The sequence below is a fragment of the Stenotrophomonas sp. 96582_Sma genome (genome assembly GCF_056480905.1).
On record NZ_CM151122.1, the window covers coordinates 2,469,584 to 2,493,728 of the forward strand.

Genomic DNA, 24,145 nt, shown 5'->3' on the forward strand with positions numbered 1-24,145 from the left:
CATGCACTACACCTGTCTGGGCCGATCGGGCCTGAAGATCAGCCGGCTGGGTCTTGGCACCATGAACTTCGGCGAGCTTGCCGACGAGTTAACCAGCTTCGCCATCATGGATGCCGCCGTGGACGCCAGCATCAACTTCTTCGACAGCGCAGACGTCTACGGCGGGCCGCAGTCGCCGGACATGGCGCAGGGCTTCGGCCTCTCCGAAGAGATCATCGGGCGCTGGCTCAAGCGCGGTGGCAAGCGTGACGGCCTGGTACTGGCGACCAAGGTGTACCAGCCGATGGGGCTGGGCCCGAATGATCGCCGGCTGTCGGCGTACCACATCCGCCGCGCCTGCGAGGCCAGCCTGCGCCGGCTGCAGACCGACCACATCGATCTGTACCAGATGCACCACGTGGACCGGGCCACGCCATGGGAAGAAATCTGGCAGGCCATGGAACAGCTGATCCGCGAAGGCAAGATCACCTACGTGGGCAGCAGCAACTTTGCCGGCTGGGACATCGCCACCGCACAGGGCGTGGCTACTGCGCGGCACACCTTCGGCCTGGTGGCCGAGCAGAGCCTGTACAACCTGACCCAGCGCACGGTGGAGCTGGAAGTGATCCCGGCACTGCGCTACCACGGGCTGGGCCTGATTCCCTGGAGCCCGATCGGCATGGGCCTGCTGGGAGGCATGCTGAAGAAGGTCGCCAATGGCCGACGCGCTACCCCGCAGCTCCTGCAGCGTATCGAACAGCTGCGCCCGCAGCTGGAAGCGTATGAAACGTTCTGCGATGAGCTGGGCGAGGTGCCCGCCGACGTGGCGCTGGCCTGGCTGCTGCACAACCCGGTGGTGACCACCGCGCTGAGCGGTCCCCGCACGGTGGACCAGCTTTTGCAGAACCTGAAGGCCCCTGCCCTGAAGCTCTCAGATGCCTCACTGGCTCGACTGGATGCGATCTGGCCTGGCCCCGGTGGCGAGGCGCCCAATGCCTACGCCTGGTAATCCCCCAACTCCTGGAGTACTCCCCATGTCCATGCTTCTCGGCACGTTGATATCCATGGCTGCGCCTGCCACCGGCGGCGGCCCGGCCAGTGACGATCTGAGCATAACGCCTGCTGGCAGCGCATCGTCCGTGGCGGGCCCCGCTGACTACTTCACCGGCAACGTGCGCATCGACGGCGGCTTCCAACGCCCTGCGCCGGCACGCGTAGGCGGTGCGACGGTCACCTTTGAGCCCGGCGCACGCACGGCCTGGCACACCCACCCGCTGGGCCAGACCCTCATCGTGACAGCGGGCGTGGGCTGGGTGCAGCAGTGGGGTCAGCCACGCCAGCAGATCCGTCCGGGTGACACCGTGTGGATCGCCCCGGGCGTGAAGCACTGGCATGGCGCAAGTGCCGCAGTGGCGATGACCCACATCGCGATTGCCGAGGCGGTGGATGGCAGCCCGGTGACGTGGCTGGAGAAAGTAAGCGACGAACAGTATTCGGAGATGCGCGAATGAAGACGCTGCTGCTTTCTCTGGTCCTCGCGGCCATCCCCCTCACTGCAGTTGGACAGGACATGGCCCACGGCGCGGACAACTTCTATCACAGCACTCAGCTCACCAGCGAGAAGGTGCGCTTCAACAACCAGTACCACATGCAGATCGTCGGCAATCTTTACGTGCCGAAGAACCGCAGGCCTGGGCAAGCATTACCCGCCATCATCGTGGGCCATCCCATGGGCGCGGTGAAGGAGCAGAGTGCGGATCTCTACGCACAGAAGCTGGCTGAACAAGGTTTCGTGACCCTGGCTATCGACCAGTCATTCTGGGGTGAAAGTGCGGGCGAGCCCCGCAATGCAGTTGCGCCGGACATCTATGCCGAGGCCTTCAGTGCAGCCGTCGATTACCTGGGCACGCAGCCACAGGTGGATCGCGAACGGATCGGCGTGCTTGGCATCTGCGGCAGTGGCAGTTTCGTGATCAGTGCGGCCAAGATCGACCCGCGCATGAAAGCCATTGCTACCGTCAGCATGTACGACATGGGCGCTGCGAACCGCAGTGCCCTCAACCGCTCGCAGAGCGTTGAGCAGCGCAAGGCCGTGATTGCTGCTGCCGCGCGCCAGCGTTGGGTCGAAGCCGAGGGCGGCGCCGCACAGTACACCTCCGGCACGGTGCATAGGCTTGAGGCAGAAACTCATCCGATCCAGCGCGAGTTCTACGACTTCTACCGAACGCCGCGTGGCGAATTCACGCCGGCCGGCTCATCACCGCAGCTCACCACCCACCCGACGCTGACCAGCAACGTGAAGTTCATGAACTTCTATCCGTTCAACGACATCGAGACCATTTCGCCGCGTCCGATGTTGTTCATTTCGGGTGATCAGGCGCATTCAAAGGAATTCAGCGAGGAGGCCTACCGACTGGCGGGACAGCCGAAGGAACTGTTGTGGGTGAAGGGTGCAGGCCACGTGGATCTGTATGACCGGACCGATCTGATTCCGTTTGCAGCGCTGGGGGCGTTCTTCCGGAAGAGCCTGGACGGAAGCATGTGACAGGCCAACGCCCGCCTGGCCTCACCCCGTCCGCAGCACTGCCACCAGCACCCCCATCAGGGCACTCCCCGCCGCCAGACTCAGCCACACCCTCCCCACCCTGCGGGTACTGAAGACGCCCACAGCAACGGCAATGAACAGCACGAACCCCAGCAGTGAGCTGGCCAGGACCGAAACGGCTGTCCTTACCCCTGCCAGCACGGGCAACAACAACGCCAGTGCCGTGGCCGTAACGGCAGTGATCAGGTATCCGCCCAGCGAGGCGGCCAGCACGCGGCTCGCCACCTGCCAGCGATAGGCCGGTTCCCGCCCGGCCGGAGGCTTGGCCGGGCGCGCCGCCTCCGGTGCCCGGGGCCAGCGGCGCTGCAGCATCAGGGCCATTCTTGCCAGCATCAACCCGAATGCCAGTGCGACCAGCTCCACGCCGGCCTGCTGCCACGCGCCCCGCTGCAGATACATCAGCAGCCCCTGCCCGGTGGTTGCCATGTTCACCAGCGGCAGCGCCAGGCACAGTGCTGCAGCCAGCCACAACTGCTCGATCCAGGCCAGGCGCGGTGGGCGCCACAGCGCGTGCAGCACCGAGGCAGCGCAGGCAGCAAGAAAAATGCGTATTTCCCATGCGCTGCGATCGCTCATTCCCAATGGCAGCAACCGATTGCCATGCAGGTAGACGATGCTTGCCAGCGCCACCCCGGCCAGCGATGCCACGTTGAAGGCTTCCACGCAGCGGTAGATGCCCGCCGTGGCCGCGCCGAACTCATGCTCGCTGCGCTTGCGCCGCTTGATGGAGAACAGCAGCGTGCCGATGGCGATCATCGCCGTGCCCAGCAGGCCGCTGATGAAGTACAGCCACTTCATCGGCCAGCCGCCGAAATCGGCCTTGTGCAGTGCTTCGATGGTTTCGTGCACCTGTACGGCACCAATGACATGCGGATGTGCACCATGCTGTTGCAGCAGCGCGCCGCTGGCAGCATCGAAAGTCACCCGGCTGGCCTCGGTCAGCAGATGCCTGTCTGCGCGCCCCACGGGCTTGCGACCGATCACCTCCACCACGCTGTGCACGGTGCCGGGCGCCTGGATCACGATCAATGCCGGCGGCTGCCCGATGATGGCCTGCGCGCGTGCCAGCAGGTGCTGCAGGTCCGGCAGTTGCGCGGTGGATACCAGGATGCCTGGCGGAGTCGGCTGCACAGGCGCCAGCTCGGCTTCGTAGCGCGCATAGGCGTCATCGGCATCGCCATAGGCCGCATGCACCGGCCACGGCAGATAGCTGCTGTAGAAGAAGGTCAGCCCGGTGTAGCCGATCATGAACAGGAACGGCAGGGTCAGCACGGCACTCAGGTTGTGCGCATCCAGCCAACTGCGCTGTCCCTTGCCCGGGCGGAAGGTGAAGAAGTCCTTGAAGATGCGTTTATGCACCACCACGCCGGACACCAGCGCCAGCAGCATGCAGGCGGTGATCCAGCCGACCAGCCAGTAGCCGGCCATGCCGCCGTGCAGGGTGTAATGGAAGGACATGAAGTTGCGCCCGCCTTCGGTTTCCCGAAGACGAGGTGGAGGCTGTGGCATGCCGGCGCGGGCATCCACCCAGCGTTCGTGCGCAGTGCCGTCGCCATCCTCCCATGACAGCTCCAGCGGCCAGCCGTGCTGCGCAGGCCAACGGATCTGCCATGCCCGGGCATCGGCGGCGTTGGCGGCCAGCCAGTGCTGCGCACGCACCGCCTGCGTTGCGGTGTCCACCGCTGGCGAGGAGACCGGCACGGGGCCGGCCTCCATCCATCGCGTGATCGGCTCACGGAACACGCTGAGCGTGCCGGTCAGGAAAATCGCGCACAACAACCAGCCACAGGTGAGGCCGCACCAGGTGTGCAGCCACGACATGCTCTGCCGAAAGCCCGCTTTCATGCCTGCCCCGTGGCGGGCAGGCCGTTGCCCCGCCGGCTACGGAAGGTCACAGCGAGCCGCGCAGCGTCAGCATCACATTGCGGGGTTCGCCAAAGAAGTTGCCGCGGCGGATCTGGCTGATCATCGCGTAGTAGCGGGTGTCGAACAGGTTGGCCACGTTGACGCCTACGCTCCAGCGCGGATTGATCCGGTAGCCGGCCCGCAGGTCCCACACGGCACGTCCCGCTGCGCCCATGCGCCAGTCCGGGTCGTCGTAGGCCGGATAGGAGTAGCTGCTCTGTGCCGATACACCACCGCCCACGGAGAACGCGTTCCACTTGCCCGGCAGCTGGTAGGACGTCGACAGGCGCAGCAGGTGGCGGGGCGTCTCGGCGCTGATGGTCGCGCCCTCATCGTCGCGGCTGGTGACGTGGGTATAGCCCGCCATCATCTGCCAGCCCGGCGCCAGTTCGCCGCTGGCCTCCAGCTCAAAGCCCTTGCTGCGCAGCTTGCCGCCATTGCGGTAGCAATCGGACGACGCCAGCGAGCCACGGCAGCTGCCCGGGTCGGATTCGTCCACCACGGCGTTGCCGGTCTTGCGGATGGAGAACACTGCGGCGGAGACATTCAGGCGGCCATCGTTCAACTCACCCTTCACGCCCAGCTCGTAGTTGGCGCCGATGGCCGGATCCAGCACCGAGCCGGACGCGGTGACGTACGAGCTCTGCGGCTGGAAGGTATCGGCGTAGCTGGCATAGACCGACCATTGCGGACCCAGGTCGTAGACAAGGCCGGCGTACGGGGTGAATTCGTGCTTCTGTTCGTAGTCGCGGCTCTTGGCGCCGGTGAAGCCATCGCTGGACTGGTACTTCACCCAGCTCAACCGGCCACCCAGCGTGAGGTGCAGCGGTTCTGCCAGCTGCAGGCGCAGGTTGCTGTACACGCCGCTCTGCTGGGCGCGGGCGTTTTCTGACCAGTCCCACGCGGGCTGCATCGGCTGCGCAATGGCGCTGTGGTCGGGTGCGTAGACATCAATCGGCACGTCGATGGCCAGGTCCGCCGAGCTCTGGCGGGTACGCTGGCGCGACCACATCGCGCCCAGCAGCAGCTGATGGCTGCGGCCGAAGGCGTCGAAACTGCCGGTGGTGTGCAGGTCGATGCCATCACTACGCACGCGCGAGCGGTTGAAATAGATGTCATAGAAGCGCGAACCGATGCCGGTGGCGCGGTCCACCCCGCCCAGCGGAACCGCGACACGCTGGTCCAGGTCCGACTCGGTGCGGTTCACCGACAGGCGTGCCTTCCAGCGTTCGTTGAAGCGGTGCTCCGCCTCTGCAAAGGCTTCGTCGACGGAGCCCTCCTGCCGGTTCCAGTCCTGGATGAGCGAGGTGGAACGCTTGATGTCCAGCGCACCGCCATCGGTGTAGCGCGGCAGGCCGAACAGCCAGTAGCCGTCGGTGTCACTGGCCTGATGGCGCAGGCCGAAGGTCAGCGTGGTATCCGTGCCCAGATCGGCATCGATCACCCCATAGGCCACCGGCGTCTTCGATGAGGTGCCCCGCTGGAAGTAATCGCGGTCCTGGTAGGCGGCGACCAGTCGGCCGCGCACGCTGCCGGCGGCATTGAGCGGGCCACCGCCATCGACTTCGACACGGTAGTTGTCCCACGAGCCCACGGTTGCGGCCAGATCCAGATGAGCCTGGTCGCGCGGGCGCTTGCGCACCATGTTGATTGCTCCGCTGGGGTCGGCCGCGCCGAGCATCATGCCACCGGCACCGCGCAGCACTTCAACCCGTTCCAGCACGGCGGTGTCGATCGGCAGCCAGCCCACCGGGGCATAGACGATGCCGGCCACGCCGTCGACCAGATAGTTGCTGTCGTCCACGGTAAAGCTGCGGATCGAGAACTTGTGGTTGCCGAAGTTGCGGGCGGTCTTGGTCACACCCGTGGTCTGCGCCAGGGCCTCGTCCAGCGTGGTGAGGTTGCGGTCGTCCAGCTGCTGGCGGGTGATCACGCTGACCGACTGCGGGGTCTGGCGGATGCTCTGCCCCAGCTTGCCCAGGCTCAGTTCACGTGCCGTGTAAGCGCCATCGCTTGGGGCATTGGCGGTCACGTTCACCGTCTGCAGGGTGGTCTGGGCATCCTTGCTGCGCGCAGGCGCTGCTGCTTCCTGCGCCAGGGTGAACACGCCCGGACGGGTGGCATTGACACGCACGCCACTGCCCTCCAGCAGGCGCGCCAGTGCCTCCTGCGGCGTGTAAGTGCCGGTCAAGGCCGGAGCGCGACGGCCCGCCACCGCCGATTCGCTGAACAGCACCTGCTGCCGGGACTGCTCGGAAAAGCGGCGCAGTGCGGCATCCAGCGGTTGCGCCGGAATATTGAACTGCACGCGTGCAGCCGGCTGCGACTGTGCAATGGCCGGCGCTGCCAGCGCGCTGGAAATGCACAGTGCCAGCAACGGCAGCCGCTTGGCGTGTACCCCCGTAGAGAACGCGCCAGCAACAAGTGCGCGCTTGATCTTCATGTACCCCATTACCGCCCCATCATGCTTGGCCGCTACTGGCCTCACTGGGGTAAACGGAAAATAGCGGTGGGGTGGGAACCCGCGCCGGAAGAAATATTCGCTCCGGCGTCAGCGGGTCACAGGCCGTTCGTCGATGCGATAGCCGCCCTGGGCATTGCGGGTCACCTGCACCGGCAACAGATCCGGCAGTGCTTCCAGGAAGGTGGCCGGGGCATCGGTGGCTGCGTAGCCGGATACCGGCAGGAACTTCAGCCCTGGCTGGCCCAGCGTGACGGGATGGCCCAGATACTGCCCGACCTCCTGCGCCACTTCGTCCAGCGGCGTGCGCCGGAACACCAGGCGCCCATTGCGCCAACCGCCAATGCTGTCTGCGCTTGCGGCGATGGGGCGATAAGCAGCGGTGAGCGTGGTAACGGCCAGGCCCTGTTCGGCCTGCAGACTGACCGGCGCGGTGCCTTCGGCGCGATCCGGCTGCACCCGCACGTGCCCATGCAGCACCTTGACCACGACTTCACCCGGCCCATTGCGCACATTGAAGGCCGTGCCGACCACTGTCACCCGGCTGCGCTGGGCATCGACGGTGAAGGGCCGGTCGGCCGCCGGGGCGACCTCGAAGAACGCCTCGCCCTGGCTGAGCACTACTTCACGGCGGGATCGATAGAAATGCACGGCCAGCGTGCTGCGTGCATTGAGCGAAATCCGTGAGCCGTCCGGCAATTGAAGATCACGTATCTCGCCCGCGCCGGTGGCCACGTCCTGTACGTAGCTGGGCGCGGCGTACCAACCGTAGCCGACGTACCCCAAGGCCAGCATCGCCACGGCCGCAGCCGCCGCAACGCGTGGCAGGCGCCACGAGCGTGCACGCCGCGCCGCCCTGCCCCGCCGTAGAGCGGCAGGTGCAGGTACTGCTGGGGTGATCACCGCATGCGCGTCCGAGGCCAGTACGGGGCGTGGCAGCAGGCCCAGGTCGTGCCAGGTTCTGGTCACATCGGCGAACGCCTGTCGATGTGCTTCGCTCCCGGCCAGCCAGTGCTGCAGGGCCGCCTCGTCCTTCGGTTGCCAGTCCGCATCCTGCCGCCGTACCAGCCACGCGGCCGCCGCCTCATGCAGGGCAAACGGGTCGGAACCTGCGGGAGAAGGGAGATCGGTCATCAGCAGGGAAAATCAGCATCGATGGCAGGCGCCAACGCCTCGCCCGCTTTGGTCGGACGATGCAGTTCCTGCATCTGTGCCAGAGACGCATAGCGTACCCGCACTTCGCAGTAGGCAACCGCTCGCGACAGGTGCTTGACCACCATGCGGCGGGAGATCTGCATGCGAGCGGCCACGTCCTCCTGGGTCAGCCCATCGAAGCGGCAGAGCACGAAGGCCTCGCGTTGACGTTCCGGCAGCTCGGCCAGCGCTTCTCGCAGGCGCTCCAGGCGCTGCCGCTGGGCGCTGAGCTGCAACGGGCACTGTGATTCATCGCTGGTGATGGCTTGGCCCGCATCCTCGGCATCTGCCAGTGGCAGGGTCTGGAGACGGCGACCTGCGGTGTGCTCACGATACTCATCGGCCACGGTGTTCATCACCGTTCGCCGGAAATAGGCGCCTTGCTGGTCGCACGAGGCCAGTGCAGGGTTTGCCGCCAGCCATTTGACTGCACCGTCGTGCAGGGCGTCCTCACCGTCCGCACCTCTGACACGCGCAAGGCTGCGCAGAATGGGCCCGCGCCAGCGGGCATAGGCTTTCGCAAGGAGGTTGCCGCCCATTGGCGAGGCGTCTTCCGGAATGCCTGCCTCCGTGGACGAGGCCCGATCTGCGTTGCTGCCCGTGCCCCGGCCTAGCGTGGACACATCACCCTCAGGGCAAATGCCTGCGGTCTGCACAGGTGGGGCGGGGAATTCACGTTGGGAGCCGGAGTTCTGGCCGCCATAGGCGGCGGAAGGGGTGGGATGCCGCAAGTGTAGTGAGAGTCATTTGCAATTGGAACTCCCTACCCCCTCCCTTTCCTGCAGCCGCGGTTCGGATGAGGCCTGGGAACCGGGGTGAAGCGCACGGCAGTTGCGCTCTCCGGGAAGCTGCCGTGATCGCACCATTGGCGCGATGAACTCCACCGCCTCAATCGCGAACCGGCCTGCAAGCGCCTTGGCATGACCGTCCGGGGTGTAGCTTTTCCGGATGTCCCTCATATCGGCTTCGTCGGCGAGCAGCAGCAGTGCTACCTGCCTGCCAGTGCCTGCGTCGATCGCCTCGATCTCGAGGGAAAGCTGCCCCTTGCTCACCGGCCCCATCAGGACCGATGTGGCAATGTTCAGGCCGACAGACACCTCCTTCACCGAGGTGATCCTTGCAAGCAGCAACAGCCCCGTTCCCGGTCGCCCTGCCCCACTCCGGCCCAGGCGCCTGTCGATCTGCCGCTGCAGCTGACTGCTTACGGCAGCCTTGAGGCGATCACCGACGCCCGGGCTCAGCGTTGCAGCTACCTCTGGCATCAGCAGGACGGGGGCGAGAGTCACCGTCTGGAAGTGCCCGTGCGTGCTACCCGCTGGCACGATCTCCATCCGACGTTCCCCGTGGATGCTGAGACCTGCATAGGTTCTGGCCTGGTTTGACCTGACCACATGCACCGGACTGCATGCGGCCAGCAACAGCATTCCCACTCCTGCGAGGAGCCGCGGAACCCGCCGCCACAAGCTGCCTTTCGCGACGCGTCCGGAACCGGATGTTCTGGCCAGAGTGGCAGTTCGATCGCCGCCTGATGAATGACGACGGCAGCAGGGAATTGCAGAGTGCATGACTTTCACAGGTTGAGTGGAACGGAATCAATCGAGGTCGAACATCCCCCATGTGCGGGGCTCGCCTTGGCCGGTCCGGAATGCCGGGCCCGACGATTGCAGGGTGTCGGCAGGATGTCGGCAATCACCAATGCAACATGTGCTTCGGATCGAACAGCACGCACGACACTGCCATGATGATCACGACAAGCACCGCGAATCCTGTGGCAATGGCGCCTCTGAGAAATCCAATCCGGATGAGGATGTGCTTCAACAGGGCCACCTCGCCAAGCAGCAGGACAAAGAGAAGTCCTGCTTGTGCTGCGGCAAGCAGTGCATAGACCAATGCCCAGCACCCCCATGCGATGGCCGCCACACGAATGACGGACGCCGGAAGGTCCATCAGCAGCCCCACCACGATCAGCATCGTCACCGCAATGGTGATCGTGCGCATGTTCTCAGCCACGTTCTTCAACGTAGCGCCTTCCCGCGCCAATCGATCGACCTCAAGGAATCTCGCCGCGAGTTTCGATTCAAACAGCCGTATGCGCTTCATGGTTCTACCCAGGTGAAGGAGGGGTGGCTGGAGAGGACTGCACACGCACTGGTGCAATGGACTACAGACGCGCAACCACCACCGGCAGCACGGCCCGGCGGCAGCCCCGACGTCATTGGGTGGCCCGGTCTCTACCGATGGCTACCCGCCGTGCTGGAACCAGGGTGGATGCTGTCTACCTGGATTCCCGGAACTCGGTTGGCAGGCAACCCGCCCAACGCTTGAATGCGCGGCGGAATGCACGGGCGTCGGAATATCCAACCGCGTCTGCAATTTCGGCGATGCTCAACTCTGAGTTCAGCAGGAGATCGCGGGCCCGCTCATACCTCGCTTCGTCCCGAATCTCCCTATAACTGGAATCCTGGCGGCTCAGGCGGCGGCGGAGCGTTCTTTCACTGACATTGATCAGGCTCGCAAGTTCGCTCTGCTTGGTCGTTGACTCGATATCACATCGAAGGTGGCTCGACAGGGATTCAACAATCTCATTGCGGCCCCCTCGCGTTGGAAGAAGTGAATCCAACTGCTCTCGGACAATTCTTGAATTGACCCGATCGAAACCGGGCAAGCGCGCGCTCAGCCAATGTGAGTCTATGGTCAGGCGATTGACGCCAGCATCGAAGCGGACAGGGCACTGGAAGAATCGTCGATAGACTTCAGGATCAGAGGGCTTGGGGAGTGAGAAATCAACCCTGAGTGGCGCGAATGATGGTCCAATTACGTATCTGCTGACCGCAACGAATCCGGCGAACGCGTCCTCGACCAGCACCGACTCCAGTTGAATGTCGAATCGTTTGAACCGGACTTCCATCCTCACTTCCCTTCCCACCTCCTCCACCGTGTGGATCAGCATCGAGCCGATGGCTTGCTGATGGGTGAGGCCGTACGTCAGTGCATCGCCGTAGGTCTCGCAGGTGAGCATTGCCAATCCGGGTACGCCCCAGGAAATGGGCGTCTGTCTGGCTCCCAGTGCCAGGCCCAGCGCAGGTTCGCCCAGCAAACGCTCAGCCCGCATGAACAACTGGCGCATCTGGCGGTAGGACAGCCTCACGTCCCTCATTGATAGATCGCGATAAGTGAAGCCGAGCCCGCGGCATAGCTCTTCCGGAGAGAACCCCCGGTCCTCGACCAAGCCGAGGATTGCCCTCGCCCCGGTAGGCACTATCTCGGCAATCTGCGATTCGCTTGCGGCGTTTGGATCTTCAGAAGCCTGGAGACCGGCAGCATCCAGCGCGGGATCCTCGCCGGCGACAGGCCAGTCCTTGAATGCCGGCAAATTCTTGGGGATAGGGGCCATCACGTCTTCGAAAGGTAGTGCGACGCCCACATAGTCGGGCCGCCAGGGGACCTGTTTCAACGTGGCGGACACATTCTGGCCTTTTGGGTCCCCTGCCCGACCTCCAATGTCCCTTTGAGGGCACCGACAGTAACCATGCCCTCACGTCGCTGACCAGATTCAGGCTGGGACATCTCATGCGACGAGGGATCACCAGGCGCGCCATCTGTCCCAGATGACCTGTTTGAGCCCCCGCGTGTCCACAACTGTCCTGTTCGGGGTGCAGGTGTCCCCCTAAATTTACGCCGCCTGCAGACCTGACCACACCGCGCTGGTCTGTGGAACTGACCACCCATACAAGGAATCGAACGTGAAAACCCATATGACCTGGTCATTGGTGCCTCGTCTCAGCGCGCTGGCCATTGCCCTGTCCGCGATGACGGGATGTTCCGATACACCAGAGAGCGGGACGGCAGAAGCCCGCACCGCGTATGTCGCCTCCGTTCGACAGGCTGCTGGCGATCAGCGCGCTTACATCGGGACCGTGCGTGCCACGCAGCGAGGACAGCTGTCCTTCCCGGTCTCCGGAAAGGTCTCCGCGGTACTTGTTGAACCGGGTGACGTTGTACGCAAGGGACAGGTGCTTGCTCGACTGGATCCGGTCCCCTTTGCAGCGCAGGAGGCGTCCGCTGCCGGCGACGTCGCACGCGCGCAGGCCGCACTGGACGAGGTCCAGCGACGCGTCGAGCGACTGGATGTTGCGCAGAAGGCTGATGCGCTCAGCCCGGCGGAGATGACCGCCGCGAAGGCCGAACTGGCGGCTGCCAATGCGGCCGTCCGCAATGCCCGCGCGCAGCACGAGCTCGCCGGCTGGTCGCAAGGCGAAGCCACGCTGAAGGCAACGTTTGACGGAGTCGTGGCTGCCCGAAACGTTGAAGTTGGACAGTCCGTGGGCCCCGGCGCTGTTGCCATCCAGGTCGATGGTGCGGGCCGCGAGCTGTCTGTCGCGATTCCGGGCACTGCTCCCCTGGCTGTTGGGCAGGTGGTCAACCTGATCAGCGGCTCGGACACCGTGGCGAGCAAGGTGCTCCGTGTCGACGGCCGCGTTGATGCAGGCGGCGTGCGTACCGCATACATCGCAGTGCCCGAGGCGGCGACCGTGGGTTCGACCTGGTCGGTCCGGATCACAGGAACGGATACAGGCCCAGCCAGGCTTCAAGTGCCATTTCGGGCTGTTCTGCCGTCTGCCGTTGGCGGCAAGGGCCAGGTGCTTCGGCTGGCAAAGGATGGCAAGACGACCGAGCTGGCGGAGGTAGATCTGGGTCAGTATCACGGTGACTGGATCGAGGTGAGCGGGCAGATTTCCGCCGGTCAGCGTGTCGTGGTTGCGGGTGCCAAGGCCATCCGTCCGGGCACGCTGATCAAGCCCGTCGAAATGAAGATGGGATCAGAACAATGAGCCTCTCCTCATTCTCGCTGGCGCGCCCCCGCCTGACCTTGCTGGCGATTGTAGCGATCGTCCTCACCGGCCTCATTCTGGCGCTGGACTTCCCATCCACTGAAGAGCCCCCCATCACCATTCGCACGGCGACGGTACTCAGCTTCATGCCGGGCGCCGGCGTGGACCGGGTCGAGCAGCTGGTCGCTCGCCCGATCGAGGAGAGCATTCGTGGCATGCCGGAGGTCAAGCGCATCCGGACGACTGTTCGTCCAGGCTTTGCGTTCACCTACGTTGATCTCTATCCCACCGTGGAATCGGAAAAGATCCCCATCGTGTGGCAGCGTTTGCGCTCGCGCATGGGGGACATCCAGAGCCAGCTTCCCGAGGGAACGATTGGCCCGGTCGTGGACGACGAATTCGGTCGGGTTGCGGTGATGACCATGGGCCTGACCGGCGAAGGCTATAACGCAGGCGAGCTTCGGGCAGAGGCACGCCGCCTGCGCGATGAGCTGTTCCGGCTGCCCGGGGTGGAGCGTGTCTCGCTCCACGGCGTGAGGGACGAGCAGGTCCAGATCATCCTGGACGTGCCTTCCCTGGCTGCGCGTGGGCTCAACCCCAATGTGATTGCCGACGCGGTTTCCAGGCGCAATGTCATTGCGCCGGCAGGTTACGTCGAGATCGGGGGTTCGGAGATCGCGCTCAACGTGAGCGGTGACGCCGACAACCCGTCCCAGCTGAAGAGCACGCCAATTCCGCTGCCGAGGGGTGGCTCGGTGCCCCTGGGCGCCCTTGCGCGAGTGGAACGGGTGACCCAGGACCCGCCGATGACGGGTGCATTCGTGAATGGCACGCCGGCCGTGGTGATAGCGGTCTCCATGGCGCCAGGACTCAACGTAGTCAGCTTCGCCGATCTGCTGCGCGGCGACGTTGAACGGCTTTCGGAAACGCTGCCGGCCGGCATGCAGCTTGTCCAGATCACGGATCAGGCCGAGGTTGTTTCCACCCAGCTGCTGCGTGTTGCCAAGGTTTTCCTGGAGACCCTGGCCATCGTCATGGCGGTCGTCGTGCTGTTCCTTGGAATGAGGACCGGCCTGATCGTCAGCGCCATCGTGCCGACCACGGTGCTGGGGACGATGGCAATCATGAAGATCCTGAACATCGATCTGCACATGATCTCGGTGGGTGCAATCATCATTGCCCTGGGCCTGTTCGTTGACAACGCGATCGTGGTTGCCGAGGACATGGAGCGGCGGCTCTCGCTGGGTGAGTCGCCGGACCAAGCTGCCGCTCACGCAGGCAGCACGATGTTCGTGCCGCTTCTGGTTTCTTCGCTGGCGATCATCCTCGCGTTCATGCCGCTGGCCATCTCCAGCACGGAAACCGGCGAGTATCTGCGCAGCCTCGGCATCGTGATGGCCATCGCGCTGCTGTTGTCGCTGGTCATCGGCGTTACCCTGATTCCGCTGCTGTGCAAGTACTTTGCCCATCACCATGCCGAACTCAGCCGCACCGCACGCGCGGTCGAGCGGCTGACGGGCTGGTACCGGGGCAAGGTCCGCTGGATCCTGGGGCACAAGGCCATCTACATCGGCGTAATGGTTGCACTGCTGGCAACCTCCGGCTGGTTGTTCACCACCGTCCCCAATGAGCTGATGCCGCCGTCCGAGCGCCATCAGCTGCAGATGGCCATCGAGCTGTCCCCGGATTCCAGTCCGGCCAATACGATGGCGGTTGCTCACCAGATCAGCAAGGTACTGGCCGACGAGAAGCTCGTTCCGGAGATCTCCAGCCACGCCCTGTACATGGGCGATGGTGGCCCACGCTTCATTCTGGCACTCAATCCCCCTACTCCTGCAGGACACCGCGCGTATGCCGTGCTGTCACTTGCGAAGGGCGTCAAGCATGAAGCGGCCATTGAGCGGCTGCGTTCTGTGATGGCAACACACTTCCCGGATGTGCGGGTGGAGCCCAAGCGGTTCTCGATGGGGTCTTCGGATGCCGGCGTAGCGACGTTCCGCATCTCCAGCAGCGACGGCGCACATCGGATTGCCGCCGAGAAGCTGCTGCGCACGCTGCAGGACACGCCGGGGATGGTGGATGTATCCAGCGATGCCGAACGCCAGGTTGTCCAGCTTGATGTGGACGTCGATCAACCCAAGGCCCAGGCCGCAGGCATCAGCAGCGCGGACATCGCCAAGAGCATGGACATGCTGCTGACCGGCGCAACGATCTCCCGTTATCGTGAGGGCGACACCGTTCTCCCGGTCATCCTCCGCGGAGAGGCGGCACTGCGCACGGATATCGGCCAGCTTGAGGCACTCCCGATCCAGAAGGCGGATGGCAGCGGAAGCGTGCCCCTGGGCCAGGTGGCCAAGCTTCGGTTGGCGCCGCAGCTGTCTTCAATCCAGCGAGTGAACCAGACGCGCGCGGTCACCGTGCTTGCAAAGAGCTCCGAGCTGACCGCCCAGGGGATCGCGGACAAGGTCGAGCCACTTCTTTCCGAATTCCGCAAGCAGGGCGTGCGGGTTGAACTCGGTGGCGAGATCGAAGAGAGCAAGAGTGCCAACGAAGGCATCGAGAAGCTGCTCCCGCTCTGCCTTGCTGCCATGTTCCTGTTGTTCGTATGGCAGTTCGAGAGCATCCGCAAGAGCCTGATCGTCCTGGCGAGCATTCCGTTCGTGGTCATCGGCGCGACCTTGGCACTCAAGCTGAGTGGCACCAGCCTGACCTTCATCGGAACACTGGGGCTGCTCGCACTTGCCGGCATCATCGTCAACAACGCGATTCTGCTCATCGATGCGATCGACGAAGGCCAGCGCGATGGCTTGCCTCCTCTCCAGGCCATTGAAGAGGCTGCAGCAAAGCGCCTGCGCCCCATCGTCATGACCAAGATGGTCTGCATTCTCGGCCTTGTCCCGCTGCTGCTGTTTGGGGGTTCCATGTGGACCAGCATGTCGATCGTGATGATCGGCGGCCTTGCCCTTGGAACGCTGATCACGCTGGGTCTCATTCCAGCGCTGTATGCCGCGCTCTACCGCATTCACCCGGCCGAGGAGGCATGATCATGTCTATTGGAAATCGAGTTGCCTGCCTGTCGATTGCTGTGCTTGTGGCCCTGTCTTCTGGCTGCGCCTCTGTGGCCCCCAGGACCGAGATCCCTGACGCCGCAGCCCGGCATCATGTGGGCCAGGCACCCACGCCGGCGGCGCTGGACGCGGATGTCCTGCCCGGGACGCCCAACAGGCAATGGTGGAAGGACTTCTCCGACCCCAACCTGGATGCGCTGGTCAGCCTGGCCATGCGCGGGAATCATGACCTGAAGTCTGCCCTTGCCGCCGTGGTGGAAGCGCGCGCACTGGCAGGCGCAGCGCGCAAGGACTATCTGCCGAGCGGTGCGCTGCAGGTCAAGGCCGAAGCCATGCAGTCCGCCCAGATCGAAGCGGATCCCTATCGCCAGGATCTTCCCCGCCCCCCTTCCCAGAGACTGCTGTCCGCCGGACAGATGTTCTCCTGGGAGCTGGATCTGTTTGGGCGCATTGGCACCGCCGCAGCCATGGCCGATCGCAAGGCCGATGCGGCGGCGGCTGACGCGAGATCAGCTGCCGCAGTGCTCCAGGCCGAGGTTGCGAAGAACTACTTCCTGCTCAGGATGGACCAGATCAACCTGTCCTCTCTTGAGCGGGAGGTTGAGCTGAGCAAGGCGCGCGTTGTGCGTGTGAAGGCCCGGTATGCGGCCGGGCTGGTCGATCGCAGGGAGGCACTTGCGGTCGAATCCGAACACGCCGAGCTGGTGGCGCAGGAGGCGGCAACCGCTACCCGGCTGCAGGCGGACAGGGCCGGATTGGCGGTTCTTGCAGGCCGCTCGCCGACCGCGCAGGATGACGCCTGGGAGGCGTTGCTGGCCCCGGCTCCACTGCCGGCCCCACCGGATCTTGCATCGCTTGCGCAGCCGACCGACCTCCTGGCGCGGCGGCCAGACGTCGCCAAGGCCGATGCACTCCTGCGAGCAAGCCTTGGCAACGTCGTACTCGCCGAGCGCGCGCACCTTCCGCGCCTCACGCTGAATGTTTTCGGCGGCATCCTTGCACCGTTCGGTTCGCTGGGCGATTCCAGTGCAAAGCGCTTCTCGGCCGGCCCGGAGCTTCAGTGGGAGTGGCTGAGCTTTGGCCGGAAGAAGGCCAGGGAGGAAGCCGCTCGCGCCGGCAGTGATCAGAACTGGCATGCCTTCGAGCAGACCGTGCTGACGGCGCTGAAGGAGAGTGAGGACTCCCTGCATGCGTGGACGAGTTCCCAGGTCAGGATGCAGCAGGCGGTAAATGCCGAGGCACTCAGCAGCAGATCTTCGGCCTATGCCTCTTCCCGCGTGGACGCCGGAATCGAGCCGAAGGATGCCGGCCTGCAGCAGCAGGCGCTGCACGAAAAGGCGCGCAGAGAGCTTGCGGCGGCACAGGCCGGGCTGCTGATGGCCCACGTGCAGGTGCAGCTGGCGCTGGGGGCATGGCAGCCCGAGAAGGGGGACCCGGAGATTGAAATCGGCAGGCCCATCGCTTCCCGGAAGAGCGCCGAAAGCGAAGCACCCGCGGCGCATCACTGACTGGCTCGAACGGCAACCCGCCAGGCCGTACCGGCCTGGCGGATCGTTCGTCGCCCGCTACATGAGGAAAACTATCTTGAACGCTACCCACAGTTCGTCCGTGCGTGTGCCCGGCATACTCATCCGCGAAACGGCAGCGCTTATCGTCCGCAATGGCCGGTCTTCGGTGACCGTCAGTGAGATTCTCGAATGCTCGGGCGTCAGCCGTGGCGCGATGTTCCATCACTTCTACTGCAAGCAGGATCTCATCGACGCCACTTTCTCGTGCTGGCTGCAGAACTTCAATCAGGATGTGGAACGGAGAATGCGTGCCAACGGGCTCCGCCCCGGCGCATTCACCAACGCCTACGTGGAATCGGTGGTCGAGGGCTGCAGGCGGCACGACGTTGCAATGCTCTCGGCCCTGATCATCCGCCTGGACCTGACCCAGGTATCCGCGTCGCAGTGGATCGAGTGGATGAAGAAGAAGCTGGCCACCGAGCCGTCCGAGGCCGACGATCCCGCGCTGAGGTCTGCGCGTCTCGCCGCCGATGGTCTGTGGCTTGGCTCACTGTCCTGCCCTGCCCCCGCCAATGAACCGAAGATCGACATTCAAACGCCGCAAATCCCGGTGCAGCGCTGTGGCCATGGTCCGTCCCATCGCCTTGTCTAAGGACGATCAGGACGCGCGGCCGCGCGCTCATCGAACAGCAGGGATGCAACCGTGCCATGGCTAGAAGAACCAGGGAGGATGCACACGCCACGCGTGAGAGGATCCTCGATGCTGCACTGGTGTGCCTGCTGCGCCATGGGCCCGCGGGCGCCACGCTGGAGCTGATCGCCACCGAGTGCGGCTATTCGCGCGGCGCGATCTACTGGCACTTCGGGTCCCGTCAGAACCTGCTGGGTGAACTTTCCGCGCGAGGGCGGCCAGATGCACCCGAAGGACTGCGGGAAGCCGCCATCCGGCAGTGCAGTGACCCGTTCAAGCTTCTGTTTGCGGACCTGGTCAGGGTATTTGATCACACGCGCCGCACCCCACGCGTTCGCCGAACGGTTGAGCTTCTGCTGCGCTCTGGTGCATCACATGAGCTGGGCGGCATAGGCGACGTGCTCGCGGCGTGCGCGATGCCGGAGGTCCGCATGCTGGAGCTTGTATACCAGCGTGCAGGAGCACTGGGCCAGCTCCGTGAGGGCGTTGATACAGCCACTGCGGCGCGCAGCCTTCATGCGATCGCGGTCGGTGTTCTGCTGGGATCAATCCTGGAGCCCGGCATCCTCGACCTGGAGATGGGCGGGGCACGCACCGTGGAAGACCTGCTCAGGCTGCACATGGCTGCTCCCTTCGCGGCCGCCGGAGCGTGGCTCAGCCCATGTGTGGGCTGAGCCGGTTCCTCATCGATCCACTTCGCCGAACACAATGTCGTAGGTGCCAATCATGGCGACGACATCCGCCAGCATGTGGCCCCTGACGATTTCATCCAGAGAAGAGAGATGAGCGAAGCCGGGAGCACGCAGGTGCACTCGGAACGGCTTGTTGGCGCCATCGGAGATCAGGTAGCAACCGAACTCGCCCTTGGGCGCCTCGACCGCTGCGTAGGTCTCACCTGCCGGCACCTGGTAGCCTTCGCTGAAGAGCTTGAAGTGATGGATCAGCGCTTCCATGTCGGACTTCATCTCCTGCCGGGACGGCGGCGCTACCTTGAAGTTCTGGACCATCACCGGGCCGGGGTTGGCGCGAAGCCAGTCGACACATTGCCGGATGATGCGGTTGGACTGCCGCATCTCCGCGACACGGCACAGGTAGCGGTCATAGCAGTCACCGGCGCTGCCGACCGGAATGTCGAAGTCAACGGCATCGTACTTCGCGTAGGGGCGCTTCTTCCTCAGGTCCCACGCCACGCCCGAGCCTCTCAGCATCACCCCGGTCATGCCCCAGTCCATGGCCTGCTGCGGGGTCACAACGCCAATGCCCACCGTGCGCTGCTTCCAGATTCTGTTGTCGGTGAGCAGGGTTTCGTACTCATCAATGCGGTTTGGGAATTCGCGGGTGAAATTCTCGATGAAATCGAGCAGTGACCCTTCTCTCGCGGCGTTCAGCCGCCGCAGCTCCTTCCCCTTCTTCCAGCGTGACTCCTTGTACTTCGGCATCTGGTCAGGCAGATCACGGTACACACCGCCGGGCCGGTAATACGTGGCATGCATTCGAGCGCCGGATACCGCCTCGTAGCAGTCCATCAGCTCTTCGCGTTCCCGGAATGCATAGAGCATCACGGCCATGGCGCCCAGGTCCAGCGCGCCCGTTCCGATGTTCATGAGGTGATTGAGGATACGGGTGATCTCATCGAACATCGTGCGGATGTACTGTGCCCTGATGGGTGCCTCGATTCCCAGAAGGGTTTCAATCGCACGTATGTAGGCGTGTTCATTGCACATCATGGATACGTAGTCCAGCCGATCCATGTAGCCGATGGACTGGTTGAAGGGCTTGGACTCCGCCAGCTTCTCGGTACCCCGGTGCAGCAGGCCCACATGCGGATCCGCGCGCACAACGGTCTCGCCATCCATCTCAAGCACAAGGCGCAGTACCCCATGTGCCGCAGGATGTTGGGGGCCGAGGTTCATCACGTAGTTCCGGATCTCGGTATCCCGCCGATCACCGCGCACGGGAGCGGGGCCGCCCGCCGTCGTCCGCTTCATGTTCATCCAATAGCTTCCGTAGACCGAACGCATTCAGCGGAAGTGCTCAATGCTCCAAACGTCGATGCTACTTCGACGTGGAAGGCCGGTTATGGACTGCTTGGTCTGGAATGTGCGTGCGCTGAGCTTCAGCCCACCGCGCCGAGTGCGCGGACCGAACACGCGCCATCGCCTGCGCGAAGCAATTGTTCCTCCAACGTTTCGATCGCAGGCGTCCGCACGGCTGCACTGCGCATCAGCCGGAAGCTCGCTGCGGGGAGCACAGGAAGGCCCAGTCCACTGCCCGCAATCATCAGGCCATCCTGGATGTCATCCTGAAGAACGACAGTGATGGCGAGCCCGGACTTTGCAGCCGATCGCAGGCCCTGCTGGTTCGCCGAGGTAAAGGTGACGCGCCATTCCAGGCCGGCTTCAACAAGTGCTCCGATGCACACGTCGCGGTGCATGCACGGGCTGGGCGCGAGTGCGAGTGGCAGCGTCTTTTCCGGTTCGTGCTCAAATCCCGAACCGATGGCCCAGACGAAACGTGTCCGCCTCAGAACCGGCCACTCAACGTCCTCCCTCAGGAACAGGTTCACCGCCAGGTCGAGTGTTCCCGCCTGTATCTGTTCGTTCAGCGCCCCATAGGACTCCACGGCTACATCCAGCCGCACCGCGGGGAACCTGCGGGAGAAGCGCGACAGCATTGCCGTCAGCCGGTCGCCGGCATAGGTCTCCGGCACACCCAGTCGCACTGCCCCGGTAACAGGAGCCCTCTGGAACCGGCGAACCAGCAGGCTCTGGGCAGCAAGAATCTGCTCGGCATGTCGCAGGAAGTCTTCGCCGTCTTCGGTGAGTGTCACGCTTCTCGTGGTCCGTTTCAGCAAGGCGCTGCCCGCCTGTTCTTCCAGCTTCCGGATCTGGTGGCTGATGGCGGACTGGCTGAGGTTCATGCGCTCACCCGCCTTGGTGAAGCCGCCGGTCTCTACGACGGCGACAAAGGCGCGCAGCAGGTCGGGGTCAAAGAACACCGGGGCAATCCATGATGAAGATTGATCAATTCTATTAAATCAAATCATTTTTATCATCATGGAAGTCCCTCCAAGATGGCCGCTCACTTGAAACGCGCAGCTGCAGTCGCCCCGGCAGTGCGCCAGATCCCGGACCTGCCTGAGGAGACCCATGACTTCCCTTTCACCTGCTGCTCGAGACCGCCTGACGCTTTCTGCGGCGTGCTTGGCTTCCCTGATGTTCGGGCTGGAAATCTCCAGCGTGCCAGTCATCCTGCCGATTCTGGAGACAGAGCTTGGCAGCAGCTTCAGCGGCCTGCAGTGGATCATGAATGCCTACACCCTCGCCTGCACGACGGTGCTGATGGCGGCTGGCGCTCTGGCGGATCGGTACGGGCGCAAGCGCATCTTCGTGATCAGCCTGTTGCTGTTCGGCATCACATCCCTGGCCTGCGGCCTTGCTCGAAGCGGAACGGCGTTGATCGTGGCTCGATCGCTGCAGGGTGCGGCGGGAGGCGCAATGCTGGTCTGCGTGTTTACAGTGCTTTCCCATCAGTTCAGTGACTCCGCACAGCGCGCCAAGGCCTTTGGCATCTGGGGCGTGGTCTTTGGCATAGGGCTGGGTTTCGGGCCGGTCATTGGTGCTGGCGTTGTTGTCATCAGCAGCTGGAGCTGGGTGTTCCTGGTGCATGCGCCCCTGGCAGTGGGCGCGACGGCTCTCGCCGTTCTGGGCATCCGGGAATCGTGGGCGCCAAGCCAGCGGAAACTGGACCTTGCAGGAATCGTCTCGCTGTCAGTGGCCGTCTTTTCCTTCACCTGGCACATCACCCAGGGCATTCCTGCAGGCCTTGCAAGCGCCTCTTCCATGGTGGCCGCTCTGGTTGCCGTCATCAGCCTGGCGGTATTCATCGCGGTCGAGCGCAGGGTGCCGGACCCGATGTTCGATTTTTCCATCTTCGGCAATCGGCGCTTCTCCGGCGCATTGCTGGGCTCGATGGGCATGAACTTCAGTTTCTGGCCACTGATGGTGTACCTGCCACTGTTCTTCCAGCACGGACTTGGCTACTCAAGCATCGCGACCGGCCTGTCTGTCCTGGCATACACATTGCCGTCGCTGCTGCTGCCGCCTTACGGCGAGCGTCTCGCTGTGCGCTTCGGGCCTGAGCGCGTGATCCCCGTCGGGATGTTTGCCATGGGCGGCGGGATGCTCATGATGGCGATCGGTGCAGGCGCGGAAAACGCGAGCTGGTTGACCCTGCTGCCAGGCTGCATTCTTGCAGGCTCGGGCCTCGGCGTGATCAATACACCCATCACCAACACGACGACCAGTTCCGTGCCCAGCGATCGCGCCGGCATGGCATCCGGCATGGACACCAGCGCCAGATTCATCAGCCTGGCCATCAACATCGCGGTGGTGGGGTTGATTCTGGTGAAAGGTACCTACTACGCACTTGAAACGAACCTGCCCGGCGGTGACCCTTCGCATCTGCGGTCGCTTGCGGTGGGATTGTCCGCAGGTACTGCGCACCTGGATGAGCTGGCGGCCACTGGCCAGGCAGTGTCCCTTGACGTAGCGCATCAGTCGCTGCTTTTCGGCTACCGACTGGCCATGGTTTACGCGGGCGCTTGTGCCTGTGCCCTGGCCGTTGTCAGTGCGCTTACCTTCCGGGGCGGTCATCCCGGGATCACATCGTCCGCCAGGAATCGAAACTGCCAGACGACGTCCGAGGATTGAGCTGAACATGCTGCGCCCATGCGTGCGACGCCTGTTCGTAAAACTGGCCACGATCATCGGCGGAATGGGCCGGGCGAAGGAGCAGCCATGACCCACATGTACTCGAGGTTATCCATCGATGGACGACCGCAAACAGCCGCGAGGTCATCGCAAGGCCGTTGATCCCCTCACCACGCACCTTCCGGTCATCACCAGCCGGCGTACCGGCAGCTCCGGCGCGCGCAGGCGCTCAAGCAACAGCGACATCGCTGCGCGCCCCATCTCTTCGACCGGCTGTTCGATCACGGTGATGCCCGGTTCGACCAGCTCGGTCCAGCGTTCGTTGTCGAAACCCGCCAGCGCCAGCGCATCCGGAATCTCCAGCCCCGCGCTGCGGGCGGCCTTCAATGCCCCCATGAGCAGCAGGCTGTTGCTGGCGACCAGCGCCTCCGGCCGCGATGGGCCAGCCAGCCACTGTTCGACCGTTGCAATGGCCGCTTCAGCCGTGGGCTCAACCTCGCGATAATCCGGCTCCAGCCCATGCGTACGCATCGCAGCGAGATAGCCGTCCCGACGCTCCGCCGCCGTAGTACTGGTGCTGCCGAACAGGCCGCCGATGCGGCGATAGCCGCGCGCGACCAGATGCTCGACCAGGCCTGCCATCGCGGCCGGATTGTCGAGCACCACGCTGTCGATCGACCCGCCGGGTGCGGCGCGGTCCACCAGCACCGTCGGATAGTCCAGTGCGAGCCGCTCCAGCCGGCCCACCGTGGTCCGGGTGGGCGCGAAGATCAGTCCGCTGATGCGCTCCTCGTGCATCAACTGCAGATACAGCGCTTCGCGCTCGGGGTCCTCGTCGGTGTTGCAGAGGGTGACGCGCAGGCCTTCACGATAGGCCATCTCCTCCACCGCTCGGATCAGCGCCGTGAAGAACGGGTTGCGGATGTCCGCCACGATCAGCCCGATGATGCCGGTGTGCCGGGCACGCAGGCGCCGTGCCTGCAGGTTGGGGTGATAGCCGGTCTGGCGGATCGCCGCCTCCACCCGGCCACGCACGGCCTCGCTGACCGGGCCGCCGCCGAGCACGCGCGACACCGTGGACTTGGAGACCCCCGCCACGCGCGCGACGTCGTTGATGCTGATGCTCATTGGAACCGTTCCCGGAAACTGTCGCTGTTCGAGGCCGGATGGCCATTCAGGACAATGCTAAC

General features: G+C 64.3%; 19 protein-coding genes. 9 read left to right on the plus strand and 10 right to left on the minus strand.

The genetic code is table 11. The features are described 5' to 3' along the window. The first annotated feature begins 1 nt into the window (after window position 1). The 3 genes from ACZK2R_RS11525 to ACZK2R_RS11535 are packed head-to-tail and all read left to right on the plus strand — an operon-like array spanning window position 2 to window position 2,524. A complete protein-coding gene (locus ACZK2R_RS11525; RefSeq protein WP_180837090.1) occupies window positions 2-988 on the plus strand; it encodes an aldo/keto reductase in 987 nt (328 codons plus the stop codon). 25 nt (window positions 989-1,013) lie between these two features. Then, a complete protein-coding gene (locus ACZK2R_RS11530; protein ID WP_065723301.1) occupies window positions 1,014-1,490 on the plus strand; it encodes a (R)-mandelonitrile lyase in 477 nt (158 codons plus the stop codon). Then, the gene (locus tag ACZK2R_RS11535; protein ID WP_180837092.1) at window positions 1,487-2,524 is read left to right on the plus strand and encodes an alpha/beta hydrolase; all 1,038 of its coding nucleotides are present in this window, start codon (window positions 1,487-1,489) and stop codon (window positions 2,522-2,524) included. The genes ACZK2R_RS11530 and ACZK2R_RS11535 overlap by 4 nt, the downstream gene beginning before the upstream one ends. Before the next feature lie 21 nt (window positions 2,525-2,545). Here the strand turns inward: ACZK2R_RS11535 and ACZK2R_RS11540 are convergent, their stop codons facing one another. The 7 genes from ACZK2R_RS11540 to ACZK2R_RS11570 form a co-directional block, all read right to left on the minus strand. Beyond that, entirely contained in the window at window positions 2,546-4,429 is a 1,884-nt protein-coding gene (locus ACZK2R_RS11540) for a PepSY-associated TM helix domain-containing protein (protein ID WP_180837094.1), read from the minus strand. A gap of 46 nt (window positions 4,430-4,475) precedes the next feature. Beyond that, window positions 4,476-6,932, minus strand: a complete 2,457-nt coding sequence (locus ACZK2R_RS11545; RefSeq protein ID WP_258015726.1) for a TonB-dependent siderophore receptor — start codon at window positions 6,930-6,932, stop codon at window positions 4,476-4,478. A gap of 108 nt (window positions 6,933-7,040) precedes the next feature. After that, window positions 7,041-8,084 carry a FecR family protein gene (locus tag ACZK2R_RS11550; RefSeq protein WP_478488014.1) on the minus strand — a complete coding sequence of 348 codons (1,044 nt, stop codon included), beginning with the start codon at window positions 8,082-8,084 and terminating at the stop codon, window positions 7,041-7,043. After that, window positions 8,084-8,683: an RNA polymerase sigma factor gene (locus ACZK2R_RS11555; protein WP_258015727.1), complete on the minus strand. Its 600-nt coding sequence runs from the start codon at window positions 8,681-8,683 to the stop codon at window positions 8,084-8,086. Before ACZK2R_RS11555 ends, ACZK2R_RS11550 begins: the two co-directional genes overlap by 1 nt. Window positions 8,684-8,887: 204 nt before the next feature. Then, window positions 8,888-9,568, minus strand: coding sequence for a DUF3313 family protein (locus ACZK2R_RS11560; protein WP_180837104.1), 681 nt, complete (start codon window positions 9,566-9,568; stop codon window positions 8,888-8,890). A 265-nt stretch (window positions 9,569-9,833) separates the two neighbouring features. Then, entirely contained in the window at window positions 9,834-10,244 is a 411-nt protein-coding gene (locus tag ACZK2R_RS11565) for a hypothetical protein (protein ID WP_258015728.1), read from the minus strand. A 175-nt stretch (window positions 10,245-10,419) separates the two neighbouring features. Then, window positions 10,420-11,538: an AraC family transcriptional regulator gene (locus tag ACZK2R_RS11570; RefSeq protein WP_263010003.1), complete on the minus strand. Its 1,119-nt coding sequence runs from the start codon at window positions 11,536-11,538 to the stop codon at window positions 10,420-10,422. A 349-nt stretch (window positions 11,539-11,887) separates the two neighbouring features. On the opposite strand from ACZK2R_RS11570, the gene ACZK2R_RS11575 reads away from it, so the two are divergent. The 5 genes from ACZK2R_RS11575 (at window position 11,888) to ACZK2R_RS11595 (ending at window position 18,917) form a co-directional block, all read left to right on the plus strand. Further along, on the plus strand, window positions 11,888-12,976 hold the full coding sequence (locus ACZK2R_RS11575) for an efflux RND transporter periplasmic adaptor subunit (protein WP_253143160.1): 1,089 nt from the start codon (window positions 11,888-11,890) through the stop codon (window positions 12,974-12,976). Then, entirely contained in the window at window positions 12,973-16,020 is a 3,048-nt protein-coding gene (locus ACZK2R_RS11580; RefSeq protein ID WP_180837108.1) for an efflux RND transporter permease subunit, read from the plus strand. The genes ACZK2R_RS11575 and ACZK2R_RS11580 overlap by 4 nt, the downstream gene beginning before the upstream one ends. Before the next feature lie 2 nt (window positions 16,021-16,022). After that, entirely contained in the window at window positions 16,023-17,552 is a 1,530-nt protein-coding gene (locus ACZK2R_RS11585; protein ID WP_478488015.1) for a TolC family protein, read from the plus strand. Between the two features lie 76 nt (window positions 17,553-17,628). After that, a complete protein-coding gene (locus ACZK2R_RS11590; RefSeq protein ID WP_232053917.1) occupies window positions 17,629-18,204 on the plus strand; it encodes a TetR/AcrR family transcriptional regulator in 576 nt (191 codons plus the stop codon). 56 nt (window positions 18,205-18,260) lie between these two features. Continuing rightward, on the plus strand, window positions 18,261-18,917 hold the full coding sequence (locus tag ACZK2R_RS11595) for a TetR family transcriptional regulator (RefSeq protein ID WP_049401546.1): 657 nt from the start codon (window positions 18,261-18,263) through the stop codon (window positions 18,915-18,917). A 9-nt stretch (window positions 18,918-18,926) separates the two neighbouring features. Here ACZK2R_RS11595 and ACZK2R_RS11600 read toward each other — a convergent pair whose 3' ends face one another. Both ACZK2R_RS11600 and ACZK2R_RS11605 read right to left on the minus strand, forming a co-directional pair. Beyond that, window positions 18,927-20,231 (minus strand): NADH-quinone oxidoreductase subunit D, encoded by a 1,305-nt coding sequence (locus tag ACZK2R_RS11600; RefSeq protein WP_180837263.1) that lies wholly within the window; start codon window positions 20,229-20,231, stop codon window positions 18,927-18,929. 128 nt (window positions 20,232-20,359) lie between these two features. Beyond that, on the minus strand, window positions 20,360-21,241 hold the full coding sequence (locus ACZK2R_RS11605) for a LysR family transcriptional regulator (RefSeq protein ID WP_180837114.1): 882 nt from the start codon (window positions 21,239-21,241) through the stop codon (window positions 20,360-20,362). Between the two features lie 151 nt (window positions 21,242-21,392). Here ACZK2R_RS11605 and ACZK2R_RS11610 point away from each other — a divergent pair, with 151 nt between their 5' ends. Then, window positions 21,393-22,955, plus strand: coding sequence for an MFS transporter (locus ACZK2R_RS11610; protein WP_180837116.1), 1,563 nt, complete (start codon window positions 21,393-21,395; stop codon window positions 22,953-22,955). Window positions 22,956-23,099: 144 nt separating this feature from the next. On the opposite strand, the gene ACZK2R_RS11615 is transcribed toward ACZK2R_RS11610, so the two are convergent. After that, window positions 23,100-24,083: a LacI family DNA-binding transcriptional regulator gene (locus tag ACZK2R_RS11615; RefSeq protein ID WP_180837118.1), complete on the minus strand. Its 984-nt coding sequence runs from the start codon at window positions 24,081-24,083 to the stop codon at window positions 23,100-23,102. Between the last annotated feature and the right edge of the window lie 62 nt (window positions 24,084-24,145).